Here is a 16,561-nt window from a genome sequence, read left to right as displayed (position 1 = left end):
GTCGTAGTGCTCGCTTTCCTTTGCGTAAGGGGCTTGACGGAACGGCGTGGTGCTCTAGCCGACCGCGCCTTCCATCTGCAGCTCGATCAGCCGGTTGAGCTCGAGCGCGTACTCCATCGGCAGCTCCTTGGCGATCGGCTCGACGAAGCCTCGCACGATCATCGCCATCGCCTCGAACTCGCTCAGGCCGCGGCTCATCAGGTAGAAGAGCTGGTCCTCGGAGACCTTGGAGACGGTCGCCTCGTGGCCCATGGACACGTCGTCCTCGCGGACGTCCACGTAGGGGTAGGTGTCCGAGCGGGAGATGGTGTCGACGAGCAGCGCGTCGCAGAGCACGTTGGACTTGGAGCCCGGGGCGCCCTCGCCGATCTCGATCAGACCGCGGTAGGACGTACGGCCACCGCCGCGCGCCACCGACTTGGAGACGATGTTGGACGAGGTGTTGGGGGCCATGTGGACCATCTTGGCGCCCGCGTCCTGGTGCTGGCCCTCGCCTGCGAAGGCGATGGACAGCGTCTCGCCCTTGGCGTGCTCGCCCATCAGGTAGACGGCCGGGTACTTCATCGTCACCTTGGAGCCGATGTTGCCGTCGACCCACTCCATGGTCGCGCCCTCGTAGGCCACGGCGCGCTTGGTGACCAGGTTGTAGACGTTGTTCGACCAGTTCTGGATGGTCGTGTAGCGGCAGCGGGCGTTCTTCTTGACGATGATCTCGACGACCGCGGAGTGCAGCGAGTCCGACTTGTAGATCGGGGCGGTGCAGCCCTCGACGTAGTGCACGTAGGCGCCCTCGTCGACGATGATCAGGGTCCGCTCGAACTGGCCCATGTTCTCGGTGTTGATCCGGAAGTAGGCCTGGAGCGGGATCTCGACGTGCACGCCCGGCGGGACGTAGATGAAGGAGCCGCCGGACCAGACGGCGGAGTTCAGCGACGCGAACTTGTTGTCGCCGACCGGGATGACCGTGCCGAAGTACTCCTTGAAGAGCTCCGGGTGCTCCTTCAGGGCGGTGTCGGTGTCCAGGAAGATGACGCCCTGCTCCTCCAGGTCCTCACGGATCTGGTGGTAGACGACCTCCGACTCGTACTGGGCGGCGACACCGGCGACGAGGCGCTTCTTCTCGGCCTCCGGGATGCCCAGCTTGTCGTAGGTGTTCTTGATGTCCTCGGGCAGGTCCTCCCAGGACTCCGCCTGCTTCTCCGTGGAGCGCACGAAGTACTTGATGTTGTCGAAGTCGATGCCGGAGAGGTCGGAGCCCCAGTTCGGCATGGGCTTCTTCTCGAACAGGCGCAGGCCCTTGAGGCGGAGCTTGGTCATCCACTCCGGCTCGTCCTTCTTCGCGGAGATGTCCCGGACGACTTCCTCGTTCAGGCCGCGGCGCGCCGACGCACCGGCCTCGTCACGGTCGGCCCAGCCGTATTCGTAGGTGCCCAGACCCTCCAGCTCGGGGTGGGCAGTCTCCGTGGGGAGAGTCATGCGGGGTTCCTCCCGGACGTGCTTTCAGATGCGTGGTGGGAAATCTTGGGGATGAACGTCGTGCAGACGCCGTCGCCGTGCGCGATCGTCGCCAGCCGCTGTACGTGCGTACCGAGAAGCTCGGCGAAAATTTCCGTCTCGGCCTCGCAGAGCTGCGGAAACTTTTCGGCGGCGTGAGCGACCGGGCAGTGGTGCTGGCAGAGCTGCTCACCGACCGGTGCGCTGCGCGCCGTCGCAGCGTACCCGTCCGCGCTGAGGGCCTTGGCCAGTGCTTCCGTCCGCTCCTCGGGGGCCGCGGCCGCGACCGCCTCGCGGTAGGCGTCCGCCTGGGCGGCGATCCGGGCGCGGGCGAAGGCGACGATCGCCTCGCTGCCGCCCTCCTGCTCGCCGATCCAGCGCAGGGCGTCCACGGCCAGTTTGTCGTACGACTGGTCGAAGGCGTCCCGCCCGCAGTCGGTGAGGGCGAACACCTTGGCCGGGCGCCCGCGCGTGCGCGCGCCGTAGACGCGCCGCTCGCGGGCTTCCACGACGTTGTCGGCGGCCAGCGCGTCCAGGTGCCGGCGTACGGCCGCCTGGGTGAGACCGAGCCGCTCGGCCAGCTCGGCGACGGTCGACGGGCCGTGGTCCAGGACGGAGCGGGCGACGCGGTTGCGGGTGGACCGCTCACCGGTTGCCAGTTCCTCGTGGGAAGCCTCGCCAACGTTTTTCACAACGCCATTGTTGCGTAATTCATCCGGCCCCGGCAAGCCGCGCCCGGAGACCCCCAAGGTGCGCTGCATCACTTAGGCAAACCTAATTTGACCTGCGGAAACGATCTCTGATCGATCGAACCGACGGCACCCGCGAGTCAGGTCCGGAACGCTCCGGGACCATGCCCGCACCCCCGCCGACCGCCCCCCTCGCCACCCGCGACACCCTGGCCGCCGAGCTGCGCGAGCCCGGTGTGCGGCCCGGCGGGATCCTTCTCGCGCACTCCTCGCTCAGCTCCCTCGGCCGGGTGAACGCAGGACGGGTCACCGTCGTCCGGGCCCTGCCCGGCGCACTCGGCCCCGACGGCACCCTGGCGGTCCCCGCCCGGTCCGGCGATCTCTCCGGCCCTGCACTGTGGCAGGCCCCGCCCGTGCCCGAGGGGGTGGCCCGGGATCCGGGCCACCCTGCCCGCCCACGACCCGCTGACCAGCACCCCCTCGCGCGGGGTCGGCATGCTCCCGAAGACCCCACGGACCTGGCCGGGGCCTCGCCGGGGGCACCGCCCACGCCCCTGAGGCAGTGGGGGAGCGCACCCCCGGACGTCGCTCGCGGGCGGTGGGACCCCGCGCGGCGGAGGTCGTCGCCGGGCACACGACCGGCTGCCGGCCCGAGGGGCCCGGTCCGCCGGCGAAGCCGGAACGGCTCGGCGCGCGGGCGCCGCTGCCGGGCACCGGACACGACAGGCGCACCAGCCTCCACCTCGCCGAGTACCGCGTCCCCGCCCCTCGCGTGGAGGTGGGCCGCCCCTCCTCCGACGGCGGGGAGACGGTGACCGGGGCGTCCGTCCCCTCCGAGCGGTTCGACGAACCGGGGCACGACGTCGAACGGGGCCGCCCCGTCGTGCGCGGCAGGGTCAAGGCGGCCGGGGCCCGGCCGTTCCCCGGGGCGGACGCGGTGGCCCACGCCGGGCGGTGGCTGCCGGTGCGCCGCCCCCGGGAGGAGTTCCGGCACCCCGCGGTCCGAGGTCCCGGCCGCCTACCTAGACTCGTGACCCATGCGAAGTGAGCCCGTGGTCCAGGTGCAGGCCCTGGTGAAGCGGTACGGCACGAAGACCGCGGTGGACGGCCTCGACCTGGTGGCCCGGCAGGGCGTCACCGCCGTGCTCGGCCCCAACGGGGCGGGCAAGACGACCACGGTCGAGACCTGCGAGGGGTACCGGCGGCCGGACTCCGGCACGGTGCGCGTCCTGGGCCTCGACCCCGTGCGGCAGTCGGCACGGTTGCGGCCCCGCGTCGGGGTCATGCTCCAGTCCGGCGGCGTCTACTCGGGCGCGCGGGCCGACGAGATGCTGCGGCACGTGGCGAGGCTGCACGCACATCCGCTGGACGTGGACACGCTGATCGAACGCCTCGGCCTGGGATCCTGCGGCCGTACGACGTACCGGCGGCTCTCCGGCGGCCAGCAGCAGCGGCTCGCACTGGCGATGGCCGTGGTCGGGCGCCCGGAGCTGGTGTTCCTGGACGAACCGACCGCCGGTCTCGACCCGCAGGCCCGCCGCGCCACCTGGGACCTGGTGCGGGACCTGCGCGCCGACGGCGTCTCCGTGATCCTCACCACGCACTACATGGACGAGGCCGAACAGCTCGCCGACGACGTGGCGATCATCGACGCCGGCCGGCTGATCGCCCAGGGCTCCCCCGAGGAGCTGTGCAGGGGCGGCGCCGAGAACACGCTCCGCTTCTCCGGCCGCCCGGGACTGGACGTCGCCTCGCTGCTGAAGGCCCTGCCCGCCGGGTCCGCGGCCGTCGAGGCGACCCCGGGCTCGTACCGGGTCGTCGGCGAGGTCGGCCCGCAGATGCTCGCCACGGTGACGTCCTGGTGCGCGCAGCACGGGGTGATGCCGGACCGGATCTCGGTGGAACGGCACACCCTCGAAGACGTCTTCCTGGAACTCACCGGCAAGGAGTTGCGCTCGTGACGGCCACCGGCACCTACACCCCGAAACCGGGGGCCGCTCCCCTGACGCGCATGATCGCCGCACAGGCGGCGCTCGAGACCAGGATGCTGCTGCGCAACGGCGAGCAGCTGCTGCTGACGGTGGTCATCCCCACGCTGCTGCTCGTGCTCTTCAGCACCGTGGACGTCGTGGACACCGGTGAGGGCGAGGCGGTGGACTTCCTCGCCCCCGGCGTCCTCGCACTCGCGGTGATGTCGACGGCGTTCACCGGGCAGGCCATCGCCACCGGCTTCGAGCGCCGCTACGGCGTGCTGAAACGGCTTGCCGCGTCACCGCTTCCGCGCTGGGGGCTGATGGCCGCGAAGACGCTGTCGGTGCTGGTCACCGAGGTCCTCCAGGTGGCCCTGGTGACGGTGATCGCCCTCGCGCTCGGCTGGTCCCCGCAGGGCGGCCCGATCTCCGTGTTCCTGCTGCTGGTGCTGGGCACGGCCGCCTTCTCCGGGCTCGGCCTGCTGATGGCGGGCACCCTCAGGGCCGAGGCGACGCTCGCCGCCGCCAACCTGGTGTTCCTGCTGCTGCTCGTCGGCGGCGGAGTGGTCGTACCGCTGGACGAGTTCCCCGACGCGGCGCAGGACGTCCTGGGCCTGCTGCCGATCTCCGCGCTGTCGGAGGGGCTGCGGGACGTGCTCCAGCACGGGGCAGGGATGCCGTGGGGGAGCCTCGCGACCCTCTCCGTGTGGGCGCTCGCGGGTCTCGCGGCGGCCGGGAAGCTCTTCCGCTGGGAGTAGGCGCCGTGCCCGGGACGGCCCCTCGTGAAAGCGTGCACAAGCGGCGTCCTACGATGGGACGCGTGCCAAACGTGACCCGCGCCGACGCCCAGGCGGTCCTGCGCAACCCGCTCGCCTTCATCGCCGCACGCTGGACCCCGGATCCCCGGACCGTCCGGCGGGCGGCCCTCGCCGCGCTCGCCATGGCGGTGGTCATCGTGGTCACCGGTGGTGCGGTGCGGCTGACCGGCTCCGGTCTGGGCTGCCCGACCTGGCCCAAGTGCACCGACGACTCGCTCACCACGACCAGCGAGATGGGCCTGCACGGCGTCATCGAGTTCGGCAACCGCCTGCTGACGTACGTGCTGTGCGCCGCGGTCGGCTGGGCGATCATCGCCGCGCGCTCCGAGAAGCCCCATCGGCGCAGCCTCACGCTGCTGGGCTGGGCGCAGTTCTGGATCGTCATGGGCAACGCGATCCTCGGCGGCATCGTGGTCCTCGTCGGCCTGAACCCGTACACGGTCGCGGCGCACTTCCTGCTCTCCACCGCGCTGATCGCGGTCGCCACGGTGATGTGGCAGCGCGCCCGGGAGGGCGACGCGGAGCCCCGGCCGCTGGTCGGCAAGGCCGTGCAGCAGCTGGTGTGGTGCATGGTGGCCGCCTCCGCGCTGCTGATCGCGGTCGGCACGGTGGTGACCGGCGCGGGCCCGCACGCGGGTGACTCCAGCGACGTCCCGCGGATGCCGCTCGACTGGGAGACGGTCAGCAAGCTGCACGCCGTACTGGCGTGGATCGTGGTGACGCTGACGTTCGCCCTGTGGTTCGTCCTGAAGGCGGTCGACGCCCCCAGGGGCCCGCTGGCCCGCACCCGCGAGCTGTTCCTGATCCTGCTCGCCCAGGGCGCCATCGGCTACGTCCAGTACTTCACCGACCTCCCCGAGGTCCTGGTCGGCCTGCACATGTTCGGCTCCTGCGTGATGTGGATCTGGGTGCTCCGCGTCCTGCTGTCGCTGCGCGAGCGTCCGGGAGCGGGCCGTGCGCCGGACGCGGCCGCACCGGGCGCTCGGGAACCCGCCACCACCGCGTCGATCGCCGGTCCCGGGTAGTCCCGGGCCGGCCGGGCCCGGCACACGGTCCGCTCCCGGGCGGGCGGCGCGGGATCCCCGTGGCGCCGCCGTCCGATGTCCTCCACGACCTCGCCGGACGCTCCGAGGCCGGGCAGTACGCCCAGGGCCTCCCGCTCGGTGATCAGCCGGCCCTCCCGCAGGGTGACGGTGGCCCGGGCGAAGGTGAGCAGCCCCAGGTCGACCCACGCGTCCTGCGTCCAGTGGGCGGCCCGGTCCACCTCCCGTCGCCAGGAGTCGCGCAGGTCGCGCACCACGAGGTCGGCGAGCTCGCCGTCCGGTACCGGCGGCAGGACGTCCGCGGGCGACGCCCCGTGCAGGACCCGGCCGAAGGTGTGCAGCTCGGTCCGGGTGACAGGAGTGACCGGGCGCTTGAACAGCTGCTCGTGCGCCCGGGTGAGGTGGCGCCGCCCGGCGCCCGCCGTGGTGTCCTGCGTGAGGCAGGGGCAGTGGAGCCGGCCGGCGAGTGGCTCGTCGCGCAGGCGGGCGTGCACCAGGGCCAACCGCCATGCCGTGCGCGGTCCGACCGGGTGGTCCAGAACCGTGATCACGTCAAGGTCGCTGCGGTCCTCCTGGTGGTCGCCGCCGGCCGGTGAGCCGTACGCCCGCACGGCGACGGGGGCGGGCGGCGCGAGGCCGGTGAGGAAACGGTCGAGCAGGGCGCCGGTCGGCGTACGACCGGTCCTCCCGTCTCAGGCGAGTCCGTACACCCGGCCCGCGTTCCCCGAGGCGATCAGGCCGGCCACCCGCCGGGCGTCGTCCGGTGACCACGCGCCCTCGGCCACCCAGGCGCCGAGCACCCGGGCGAGGGCCTCGCGGAACAGGTGGGCGCCGACGACGTGCAGTTCGGGCAGGCCGCGGGCGCCGCTGGAGAAGAGGATCTTGCCGAAGGGGGCGAGTTCCAGGACCTCCGCGAGGACGGTCGCCGCGCGGGCGCCGGTGCGGACCGGATCGGTGCCGCAGTCGGCGTAGACGTGCGGGAAGACACCGGCGAGGTGGGCGGCCTGGCGGTGGTACGGGTAGCCGTGCAGCAGGACGAGGTCGGTGCCGAGACCGGCGGTGGCCCGGACGAAGTCGGTCAGCAGGACGGGGTCGGTGCGGGTGCCCGGTGCGGCGAGACCGGCGTGCAGCTGGAGGGGCCGGCCCGAGGCGACGGCGAGCCACAGCAGGTGCCGCAGCAGCACGGGGTCGCTCGGTTCGTCCCCGACCCGGCGTGCGGCCAGCCAGCGCCCCGCCGCGCCGCGCACCTCGCCCGGCCCGGGCGGCTCGGGAGCGAGCGCCGGGCCGTGCCGCACGCCGGCGACGGAGGTGAAGGCGACGGCGTGCGCGGCGGCCGCGTGCACCGACTCGGCGAGGTTGGCGAGGAAGGACTCGACGGTGCCGGAGGTGTCGGCGACCTGTTCGGCGAGCTGCTCCAGGCGGACGATCTCGTGGGCCTCGGCGTCACCGGCCGTGCCCAGCTCGGTGGGGCCGGTGAGGTCGCCGGGCAGCCCGGTGTCGACGAGATAGGCGGTGATGCCGCTGCCCCGCAGCAGTCGCCGCCCGGCCTCGAGCACGCCCAGTTCCCGGCGCCGGGCCAGGTAGCGGGCGGGCGGACAGTGCGGCTCCAGGCCGAGCAGGGGCGGGCACCAGCGGCGTACGGCGAAGCCGGTCTGGGTGTCGAAGAGGGTGGTGCCGGGGGCGGGCGGTCCCTCGGTGCGGACGAGCTGGGCCTCGAAGGTGCCGAGTCCCAGCTCCGTGCGGAGCACCCCGTGGCAGTACTGGTCCACGAGTGAGGGTGTTTCGATCATCCGGAGCTCCCCGGGACGGGACCGTGTCGATGCTTCACAGGTCCTAACGGGTGAACCCCCGGGGAGGTGGCGCGCTCGCCGGGCGCAGGCCGTCCGCGGCCGCCCGCGCTCCTGGGCCGGCCACCCCCGGGCCGGCTGCCGGTCAGCCGTTGGACGGGCCGCCGACCTGGATCCCCGCCATGCGGCTCCACTCGTACGGGCCCGTCCTCACCTTCGCCGCGAACTCGCCGTCGAAGTTCTCGTGGACGGTGATGCCCGCCTTCTCGACGGCCTTCTCGGCGATCTCCACGGACGGGGCGAAGACGTCGCCCCAGTCGCCGTCCCCGCCGACGAGGACGATGCGGGCACCGCGCTGTCCGAGGTACGCGACCTGGCCCTCGGCGCCGCCGTGTGCCGTGGCGAAGCTGCTGATCTGCTTGGCGAGCCGGGCCGCCTTCCGCTCTGCCTTCGGGTCCACCTGCTGCGTGTCTGCCATGACCAGGATGCTACCGACGGGTAGGTCCAACGGCGACGGGCGGGGTCCGTGGCCTTGACCACGTACCCCGCCCGGTCGGCGCGTGAGGAGCGGTCACCGCAGGAACGGGTCCACCGCGACGGCCACGAAGAGCAGCGACACATAGGTGATGGACCAGTGGAACAGGCGCATCTCCTTCAGCTTGCCGCCCGTCACCTCGGCCTTCGCGCGGTTCAGCAGCGCGTGCGCCTCCCACAGCCACCAGCCGCCCGCCGCCAGGGCGACCGCCGTGTAGAACCAGCCGGTGTAGCCGAGCGGGGTGAGCAGCAGCGACACCGCGACCATGACCCAGCTGTAGAGCACGATCTGCCTGGCGACCGCCTTGTTGCCGGCGACGACCGGCAGCATCGGCACTCCGACGCGCGCGTAGTCGTCCCTGACCTTCATGGACAGCGGCCAGTAGTGCGGCGGCGTCCAGAAGAAGATGACGAGGAAGAGGACGACCGGCGCCCAGGACATCGAGTTGGTGACCGCGGACCAGCCGATCAGCACCGGCATGCAGCCGGCGATGCCGCCCCACACGATGTTCTGCGCCGTGCGCCGCTTGAGGATCATCGTGTAGACGACGACGTAGAAGAGGAGCGCGCCGAGGGAGAGCCACGCGGACAGCCAGTTGACGGTCAGCCCGAAGAGCAGGGTCGAGACGACCGCCAGGGTGATGCCGAAGGCCAGGCACTCGCGCGGGCCGACCATGCCGGTCACCAGCGGACGCTGCGAGGTGCGGTCCATCAGCGCGTCGATGTCGCGGTCGATGTACATGTTGAGCGCGTTCGCGCCGCCCGCGGACAGGTAACCGCCGACGCAGGTCAGCAGCACCAGCGTCAGATCGGGTACGCCCTGCTGCGCCAGGAACATCACCGGGACGGTGGTGATGAGCAGCAACTCGATGATCCGCGGCTTGGTGAGGGCCACGAATGCCATCACACGGGCCCCGAACGGCCGATGGGCAGGGCTCCGACTGGTCCCCAGCATCCCCGCTGGACGGGATTCAACGGCCGTCACGCACACCCCTACAGAGACATCCCAGCAAGCCTCCCTGGTGAAGTGGCGGTAAAGGCTCGCGCGTACCACGCCACTGTAGACGTTGCCCAGACCCGGACATCCGCGGGGGTCGGATCGTGTTGGGCGGCGCGCTCCCGGGTGCACCCCGAAGCTCGATCGAGCACCCGGATGAGCGGCCCCGTATTCATCTGCCGAACGGGGAGAACGGACCGGTCAGGAGGCGGATCCACGGGAGTGCCCGCACTCTGGAATGACTCGGGGGAAGGCGCGTCCTACGGGGGTAGGCTCGACCTCGCCGGTGGGTCGTCACCGGTATCCGACATGTGGAGAGGAGCCCTGACTCAGGGTGAGCATCAAGCCGACCACCACAGACCTCGAGTGGACCGAGTTGGACCAGCGGGCCGTCGACACCGCCCGCGTCCTGGCCGCCGATGCCGTACAGAAGGTCGGTAACGGCCATCCGGGTACGGCGATGAGTCTGGCGCCCGCCGCCTACACCCTCTTCCAGAAGGTGATGCGGCACGACCCGGCGGACGCCGACTGGGTCGGACGGGACCGTTTCGTCCTGTCCGCCGGTCATTCGTCCCTGACCCTCTACACCCAGCTGTACCTGGCCGGCTTCGGCCTGGAGCTGGACGACCTGAAGGCGTTCCGTACCTGGGGCTCGAAGACTCCGGGCCACCCGGAGTACGGGCACACCACGGGCGTGGAGACCACGACCGGCCCGCTGGGCCAGGGTGTCGCCAACGCCGTGGGCATGGCGATGGCCGCGCGCTACGAGCGCGGTCTGTTCGACCCGGAGGCCGCCGAGGGCGAGTCCCCGTTCGACCACTTCGTCTACTGCATCGCCGGCGACGGCTGCCTGCAGGAGGGCATCTCCGCCGAGGCGTCCTCCCTCGCGGGCCACCAGAAGCTGGGCAACCTGGTGCTGCTGTGGGACGACAACCACATCTCCATCGAGGGCGACACCGAGACGGCCGTCTCCGAGGACGTCGTCAAGCGGTACGAGGCCTACGGCTGGCACGTGCAGCGCGTGGCCCCGAAGCCCGACGGCGACCTGGACCCGAACGCGATCTACGACGCGATCCAGGAGGCGAAGAAGGTCACGGACAAGCCGTCCTTCATCGCCATGCGGTCGATCATCGCCTGGCCCGCCCCCAACGCGCAGAACACCGAGGCCGCGCACGGCTCGGCGCTCGGCGACGACGAGGTCGCGGCCACCAAGCGCGTCCTCGGCTTCGACCCGGAGCAGAGCTTCGAGGTCTCCGACGAGGTCATCGGCCACACCCGCAAGGCGCTGGAGCGGGGCCAGGCGGCCCGTGCGGTGTGGGAGAAGTCCTTCCAGCAGTGGCGGGACAACAACCCCGGGCGTGCCGCCGACTACGACCGGATCGCCGCCGGTGAGCTGCCCGAGGGCTGGCAGGACGTCATCCCGGTCTTCGAGCCGGGCAAGGGCGTGGCCACCCGTGCCGCGTCCGGCAAGGTGCTGCAGGCGCTCGGCGCGGTGATCCCGGAACTGTGGGGCGGCTCGGCCGACCTGGCGGGCTCCAACAACACCACGATCGACAAGACCTCCTCGTTCCTCCCGGTCGGCAACCCGCTGCCCGAGGCCGACCCGTACGGGCGCACGATCCACTTCGGCATCCGTGAGCACGCCATGGCCGCCGAGATGAACGGCATCGCGCTGCACGGCAACACCCGCGTCTACGGCGGCACCTTCCTGGTGTTCTCCGACTACATGCGCAACGCGGTGCGGCTGTCGGCGCTGATGCACCTGCCGGTGACGTACGTGTGGACGCACGACTCCATCGGTCTGGGCGAGGACGGCCCGACGCACCAGCCGGTCGAGCACCTGGCCTCGCTGCGCGCCATCCCCGGCCTCAACGTGGTCCGCCCGGCGGACGCGAACGAGACCGCGATCGCCTGGCGGGAGATCCTCCGCCGCTGGACGAAGGAGTTCGGCAAGGGCGCCCCGCACGGTCTGGCGCTGACCCGCCAGGGCGTGCCGACGTACGAGCCCAACGAGGACGCGGCCAAGGGCGGCTACGTCCTGTTCGACGCCGAGGGGCCCTCCGGGCAGAGCGCGGAGCCGCAGGTCGTGCTGATCGCCACCGGTTCCGAGGTGCACGTCGCCGTCGGGGCGCGCGAGCGGCTCCAGGCCGACGGTGTGCCCACGCGCGTGGTGTCCATGCCGTCCGTGGAGTGGTTCGAGGAGCAGGAACAGGGGTACCGGGACAGCGTCCTGCCGCCGGCCGTCAAGGCACGCGTGGCCGTCGAGGCCGGCATCGGCCTCACCTGGCACAAGTACGTCGGGGACGCCGGCCGCATCGTCTCCCTGGAGCACTTCGGCGCCTCCGCCGACGGCAAGGTGCTGTTCGAGGAGTTCGGATTCACCGCCGGGAACGTCGCCGCCGTCGCCCGGGAATCTCTCGCCGCAGCCCAGCGCTGACGCCCACATACGACACCTAGGAGATGGAATTTCCATGACAGACGCACTGAAGCGCCTTTCCGAGGAAGGCGTCGCGATCTGGCTGGACGACCTGTCGCGCAAGCGGATCACGTCCGGCAACCTCGCCGAACTGATGGATCAGCAGCACGTCGTGGGCGTCACCACCAACCCGACGATCTTCCAGAAGGCGATCTCCGAGGGCGACGGCTACGACACGCAGCTGACCGACCTGGCCGCCCGCAAGGTCACCGTCGAAGAGGCCATCCGCATGATCACCACGGCGGACGTCCGCGACGCCGCCGACATCCTGCGCCCGGTCTTCGACGCCACCGACGGCCGTGACGGCCGGGTCTCGATCGAGGTCGACCCGCGGCTGGCGCACAACACCCGCGCGACGGTCGCCGAGGCCAAGCAGCTGGCGTGGCTGGTGGACCGGCCCAACACGCTGATCAAGATCCCGGCGACCGAGGCCGGCATCCCGGCGATCGCCGAGGTCATCGGCCTGGGGATCAGCGTCAACGTCACGCTGATCTTCTCCCTGGAGCGCTACCGCAAGGTCATGGACGCGTTCCTGACCGGTCTGGAGAAGGCCAGGGACCGCGGCCTGGACCTGTCGGAGATCCACTCCGTGGCGTCCTTCTTCGTGTCCCGCGTGGACACCGAGATCGACAAGCGGCTCGACGCGCTCGGCACCGACGAGGCCAAGGCGCTGCGCGGCAAGGCCGCCATCGCCAACGCGCGGCTGGCCTACCAGGCGTACGAGGAGGTCTTCTCGTCCGACCGCTGGAACGCCCTGGAGCGCGAGGGCGCCAACAAGCAGCGTCCGCTGTGGGCGTCGACCGGTGTGAAGGACAAGGCGTACAAGGCCACGATGTACGTCGACGAGCTGGTGGCGCCGAACACGGTGAACACCATGCCGGAGGCGACCCTGTTCGCCACCGAGGAGCAGGGCGAGATCCGGGGCAACGCCGTCGCCGGCACCTACGAGCAGGCCCGCGCCGACCTGGACGCGGTCGAGGCGCTCGGCATCCCGTACGACGAGGTGGTGCGGCTCCTGGAGGACGAGGGCGTCGACAAGTTCGAGGGCTCCTGGAGCGACCTGCTGAAGTCGACCGAGGCGGAGCTGCAGCGCCTCGCCCCCTCGGAGGGCTGAGACCTTGTCGAGCAGCAACCCGCTGCGTGACCCTGCGGACCGACGGCTCCCGCGCATCGCGGGGCCGTCGGGCCTGGTCATCTTCGGCGTCACGGGCGACCTGTCGCGCAAGAAGCTGATGCCGGCCGTGTACGACCTCGCCAACCGGGGTCTGCTGCCGCCGGGCTTCTCGCTGGTGGGGTTCGCCCGCCGCGAGTGGGCGAACGAGGACTTCGCCCAGGAGGTCCACGACGCGGTCAAGGAGCACGCCCGCACCCCCTTCCGCGAGGAGGTCTGGCAACAGCTCATCCAGGGCATGCGCTTCGTGCAGGGCACCTTCGACGACGACGAGTCGTTCGAGCGGCTGCGCGAGACGATCGAGGAGCTGGACAAGGCGCAGGGCACGGGCGGCAACTTCGCCTTCTACCTGTCGGTGCCGCCGCGTTCCTTCCCGGTGGTCATCCAGCAGCTGAAGAAGCACGGGCTGGCCGACCAGAAGGACGGCTCCTGGCGCCGTGCGGTGATCGAGAAGCCGTTCGGGCACGACCTGAGGTCGGCCGAGGAACTGAACGCGATCGTCCACGAGGTCTTCGCCCCGGACCAGGTCTTCCGCATCGACCACTACCTGGGCAAGGAGACGGTCCAGAACATCCTGGCGCTGCGCTTCGCCAACACGATGTTCGAGCCGATATGGAACCGGTCGTTCGTCGACCACGTGCAGATCACCATGGCCGAGGACATCGGCATCGGTGGCCGGGCCGGCTACTACGACGGCATCGGCGCCGCCCGTGACGTCATCCAGAACCACCTGCTGCAGCTGCTCGCGCTGACCGCGATGGAGGAGCCGGCCTCCTTCGACGCGGACGCGCTGGCGGCGGAGAAGACCAAGGTGCTCGGCGCCGTGCGGCTGCCGAAGGACCTGGGCCGCGACACCGTGCGCGGGCAGTACGCGGCCGGCTGGCAGGGCGGCGCGAAGGCGGTCGGGTACCTGGAGGAGGACGGCATCGACGCCTCCTCCAAGACCGACACCTACGCCGCGATCAAGCTGGGCATCGACAACCGCCGCTGGGCGGGCGTCCCCTTCTACCTGCGCACCGGCAAGCGGCTGGGCCGCCGGGTCACCGAGATCGCGGTGGTCTTCCAGCGGGCGCCGCACTCCCCCTTCGACACCACGGCCACCGAGGAGCTGGGCTCCAACGCGATCGTCATCCGCGTCCAGCCGGACGAGGGCGTCACGGTCCGGTTCGGCTCCAAGGTGCCGGGCACGTCGATGGAGATCCGGGACGTGTCGATGGACTTCGCCTACGGCGAGTCGTTCACCGAGTCCAGCCCGGAGGCCTACGAGCGCCTGATCCTGGACGTCCTGCTGGGTGACTCCAACCTCTTCCCGCGCACGGAGGAGGTCGAGCTGTCCTGGAAGATCCTCGACCCGATCGAGGAGTACTGGGACGCCAACGGCAGTCCGGCCCAGTACCCGGCCGGAACGTGGGGACCCGTCGAGGCGGACGAAATGCTCGAGCGAGACGGACGGAGCTGGCGCCGGCCATGAAGACAGACCTCACGGACACCACGGCCAGCAAGATCAACAAGGCGCTGGTGCAAGCCCGTCGGGCCATCGGCACACCAGCCGTCGGCATGGTGCTCACCCTGGTCATCGTCACGGACGAGGAGAACGCCTACGACGCGCTGAAGGCGGCCGGCGACGCCTCGCGCGAGCACCCCTCGCGCACGCTGGTCGTCATCAAGCGCGTCTCCCGCTCGCCCCGGGACCGCACCCAGTCCCGCCTCGACGCCGAGGTGCGGGTCGGCGCGGACGCCGGCACCGGCGAGACCGTCGTGCTCCGCCTCTACGGCGAGGTCGTCGACCACGCCCAGTCGGTGGTGCTGCCGCTGCTGCTGCCCGACGCCCCGGTGGTGGTGTGGTGGCCGGTCAACGCCCCGCTGGACCCGGCGAAGGACCCGCTGGGCGCGCTGGCCCAGCGCAGGGTGACCGACACCTACGCCTGCGAGCAGCCGGTGGAGGAGCTCGCCGCCCGCGCCGAGGCCTACACCCCCGGCGACACCGACCTGTCGTGGACCCGCATCACGCCCTGGCGTTCGATGCTGGCCGCGGCGCTGGACCAGATCGCCTGCGAGGTGCAGGGCGTCGAGGTGGAGGGCGAGGAGTTCAACCCGAGCTGCGAGCTGCTGGCGATGTGGCTCGCGGACCGGCTGGACGTCCCCGTCAAGCGCTCGCACTCCAGCGGCCCGGGACTCACCGCGGTCCGCATGGACACCGACTGCGGACCGATCGTGCTGGACCGCGCCGACGGCTCGCTGGCGACGCTGTCCATCCAGGGCCAGCCGAAGCGTGCGGTGGCGCTGAAGCGCCGCGACACGGCGGAGCTGATCGCGGAGGAGCTGCGCCGCCTCGACCCGGACGACACGTACGCGTCGGCGCTGCGCTACGGCGTGGCGCGTCTGAGGTCGTCGGGGAGGGCTGACGCTCCGGCCAAAGGAGAACGGGAAGCGGTCCCCGCGCCCGTCGAGTCGGCTGCGAAAGCTCCCGCGTCCCGGGCGACGGCGCAGGCCCCGGTGAAGAAGGCGACGGCGAAGTGAGCACGGCACCGCAGCTGGTCGTGCACCGGGACAAGGAGCTGATGGCGCAGGCCGCGGCGGCCCGGCTGATCACGAAGATCGTGGACGCGCAGGCCTCGCGGGGCTCGGCGTCCGTGGTCCTGACCGGCGGCCGCAACGGCAACGGCCTGCTGGCCGCGCTGGCCGCGGCCCCGGCGCGGGACGCGATCGACTGGGCCCGCCTCGACCTGTGGTGGGGCGACGAGCGGTTCCTGCCGGAGGGCGACCCGGAGCGCAACGTCACCCAGGCCCGTGAGGCGCTGCTCGACGCGGTGCCGCTGGACCCGAAGCGCGTGCACGCCATGCCCGCGTCAAACGGCCCGCACGGCGCGGACGTGGACGCGGCGGCGGCGGCCTACGCCGGGGAGCTGGCCGCCGCGGCGGGCCCCTCGCACCACGGCCCGGTCCCGGCCTTCGACGTCCTGATGCTGGGCGTCGGCCCGGACACGCACGTGGCGTCCCTCTTCCCGGAGCTTCCGGCGGTCCGCGAGACGGAACGCACGGTGGTGGGCGTCCGGGGCGCCCCGAAGCCGCCGCCGACCCGCGTCACCCTGACCCTCCCCGCGATCCGCGCGGCCCGGGAGGTCTGGCTCCTGGCGGCGGGCGAGGACAAGGCGGAAGCGGCGGAGATCGCCCTCTCGGGCGCGGGCGAGATCCAGGCCCCGGCAGCGGGCGCCCACGGCCGCGCCCGCACGCTGTGGCTCCTGGACGCGGCAGCGGCCTCACGACTCCCGAGGGCGCTGTACCCGCCGGCGTCGCCGTGACGACCGGCCCGTCCGGGGCGCCCCCTGCGGGGAGTGCGAGGACGAGCCCCGTTCAGGGCCGAAAGGGGGCCCGGGGCGCAGCCCCGGGGGCGGGGGGGGGGGCAGCCCCCCCCCCCCCCCCCCCCGCCCGACCCCCCCCCCCCCCACCCCCCCCCCCCCCCCCGGCCCCCGGGGGCCCCCCCCCCCCCCCCCCCCCCCCCCCCCCCCCCCCCCCCCCCGCCCCCCCCCCCCCCCCCCCCCCCCCCCCCCCCCCCCCCCCCCCCCCCCCCCCCCCCCCCCC

At 72.1% G+C, this 16,561-nt stretch carries 13 protein-coding genes and 2 pseudogenes; 9 read left to right on the top strand and 6 right to left on the bottom strand.

Annotation, left to right across the window (positions count from 1 at the left end):
- Positions 1-54 precede the first annotated feature (54 nt).
- Both sufB and KYY02_RS18340 read right to left on the bottom strand, forming a co-directional pair.
- Positions 55-1,476, bottom strand: coding sequence for a Fe-S cluster assembly protein SufB (gene sufB / locus KYY02_RS18345; protein ID WP_352000281.1), 1,422 nt, complete (start codon positions 1,474-1,476; stop codon positions 55-57).
- Positions 1,473-2,186 carry a helix-turn-helix transcriptional regulator gene (locus tag KYY02_RS18340; protein ID WP_371239121.1) on the bottom strand — a complete coding sequence of 238 codons (714 nt, stop codon included), beginning with the start codon at positions 2,184-2,186 and terminating at the stop codon, positions 1,473-1,475. Before KYY02_RS18340 ends, sufB begins: the two co-directional genes overlap by 4 nt.
- Before the next feature lie 161 nt (positions 2,187-2,347).
- Here KYY02_RS18340 and KYY02_RS18335 point away from each other — a divergent pair.
- The 4 genes and pseudogenes from KYY02_RS18335 to KYY02_RS18320 all read left to right on the top strand — a co-directional run bounded on the left by KYY02_RS18335 (position 2,348) and on the right by KYY02_RS18320 (position 5,996).
- Positions 2,348-3,231, top strand: a pseudogene (locus KYY02_RS18335) (AAC(3) family N-acetyltransferase).
- Positions 3,221-4,144 (top strand): ABC transporter ATP-binding protein, encoded by a 924-nt coding sequence (locus KYY02_RS18330; RefSeq protein WP_371239119.1) that lies wholly within the window; start codon positions 3,221-3,223, stop codon positions 4,142-4,144. Before KYY02_RS18335 ends, KYY02_RS18330 begins: the two are co-directional and overlap by 11 nt.
- A complete protein-coding gene (locus tag KYY02_RS18325; RefSeq protein ID WP_371239117.1) occupies positions 4,141-4,911 on the top strand; it encodes an ABC transporter permease in 771 nt (256 codons plus the stop codon). Before KYY02_RS18330 ends, KYY02_RS18325 begins: the two co-directional genes overlap by 4 nt.
- A gap of 53 nt (positions 4,912-4,964) precedes the next feature.
- Complete coding sequence (locus tag KYY02_RS18320; protein ID WP_371239115.1) at positions 4,965-5,996, top strand: COX15/CtaA family protein; 1,032 nt, start codon at positions 4,965-4,967, stop codon at positions 5,994-5,996.
- On the opposite strand, the pseudogene KYY02_RS18315 reads toward KYY02_RS18320, so the two are convergent.
- The 4 genes and pseudogenes from KYY02_RS18315 to KYY02_RS18300 form a co-directional block, all read right to left on the bottom strand.
- Positions 5,963-6,673 (bottom strand): annotated as a pseudogene (locus KYY02_RS18315) (nucleotidyltransferase); the annotation flags it as partial. The gene KYY02_RS18320 and the pseudogene KYY02_RS18315 overlap by 34 nt on opposite strands.
- A 33-nt stretch (positions 6,674-6,706) precedes the next feature.
- Positions 6,707-7,804 (bottom strand): amidohydrolase family protein, encoded by a 1,098-nt coding sequence (locus KYY02_RS18310; protein WP_371239113.1) that lies wholly within the window; start codon positions 7,802-7,804, stop codon positions 6,707-6,709.
- Between the two features lie 142 nt (positions 7,805-7,946).
- On the bottom strand, positions 7,947-8,279 hold the full coding sequence (locus tag KYY02_RS18305) for a hypothetical protein (protein WP_371239110.1): 333 nt from the start codon (positions 8,277-8,279) through the stop codon (positions 7,947-7,949).
- A gap of 93 nt (positions 8,280-8,372) precedes the next feature.
- Positions 8,373-9,326, bottom strand: a complete 954-nt coding sequence (locus KYY02_RS18300; protein ID WP_371239107.1) for a heme o synthase — start codon at positions 9,324-9,326, stop codon at positions 8,373-8,375.
- Positions 9,327-9,666: 340 nt separating this feature from the next.
- Here KYY02_RS18300 and tkt point away from each other — a divergent pair, with 340 nt between their 5' ends.
- The 5 genes from tkt to pgl are packed head-to-tail and all read left to right on the top strand — an operon-like array spanning position 9,667 to position 16,281.
- Complete coding sequence (tkt, locus tag KYY02_RS18295; RefSeq protein ID WP_371239103.1) at positions 9,667-11,769, top strand: transketolase; 2,103 nt, start codon at positions 9,667-9,669, stop codon at positions 11,767-11,769.
- Positions 11,770-11,803: 34 nt separating this feature from the next.
- Positions 11,804-12,922 (top strand): transaldolase, encoded by a 1,119-nt coding sequence (gene tal / locus KYY02_RS18290; RefSeq protein WP_371239098.1) that lies wholly within the window; start codon positions 11,804-11,806, stop codon positions 12,920-12,922.
- Between the two features lie 4 nt (positions 12,923-12,926).
- Complete coding sequence (zwf, locus tag KYY02_RS18285; RefSeq protein ID WP_371239095.1) at positions 12,927-14,450, top strand: glucose-6-phosphate dehydrogenase; 1,524 nt, start codon at positions 12,927-12,929, stop codon at positions 14,448-14,450.
- Positions 14,447-15,499, top strand: a complete 1,053-nt coding sequence (opcA, locus tag KYY02_RS18280; protein ID WP_371239093.1) for a glucose-6-phosphate dehydrogenase assembly protein OpcA — start codon at positions 14,447-14,449, stop codon at positions 15,497-15,499. Before zwf ends, opcA begins: the two co-directional genes overlap by 4 nt.
- On the top strand, positions 15,496-16,281 hold the full coding sequence (gene pgl, locus KYY02_RS18275; RefSeq protein ID WP_371239091.1) for a 6-phosphogluconolactonase: 786 nt from the start codon (positions 15,496-15,498) through the stop codon (positions 16,279-16,281). Before opcA ends, pgl begins: the two co-directional genes overlap by 4 nt.
- The last annotated feature ends 280 nt before the right edge of the window (positions 16,282-16,561 follow it).

It is taken from the genome of Streptomyces pimonensis (assembly GCF_041380215.1).
GTDB classification, from domain to species: Bacteria; Actinomycetota; Actinomycetes; order Streptomycetales; family Streptomycetaceae; genus Streptomyces; species Streptomyces pimonensis.
This window is presented reverse-complemented; position numbering and strand designations above follow the sequence as displayed.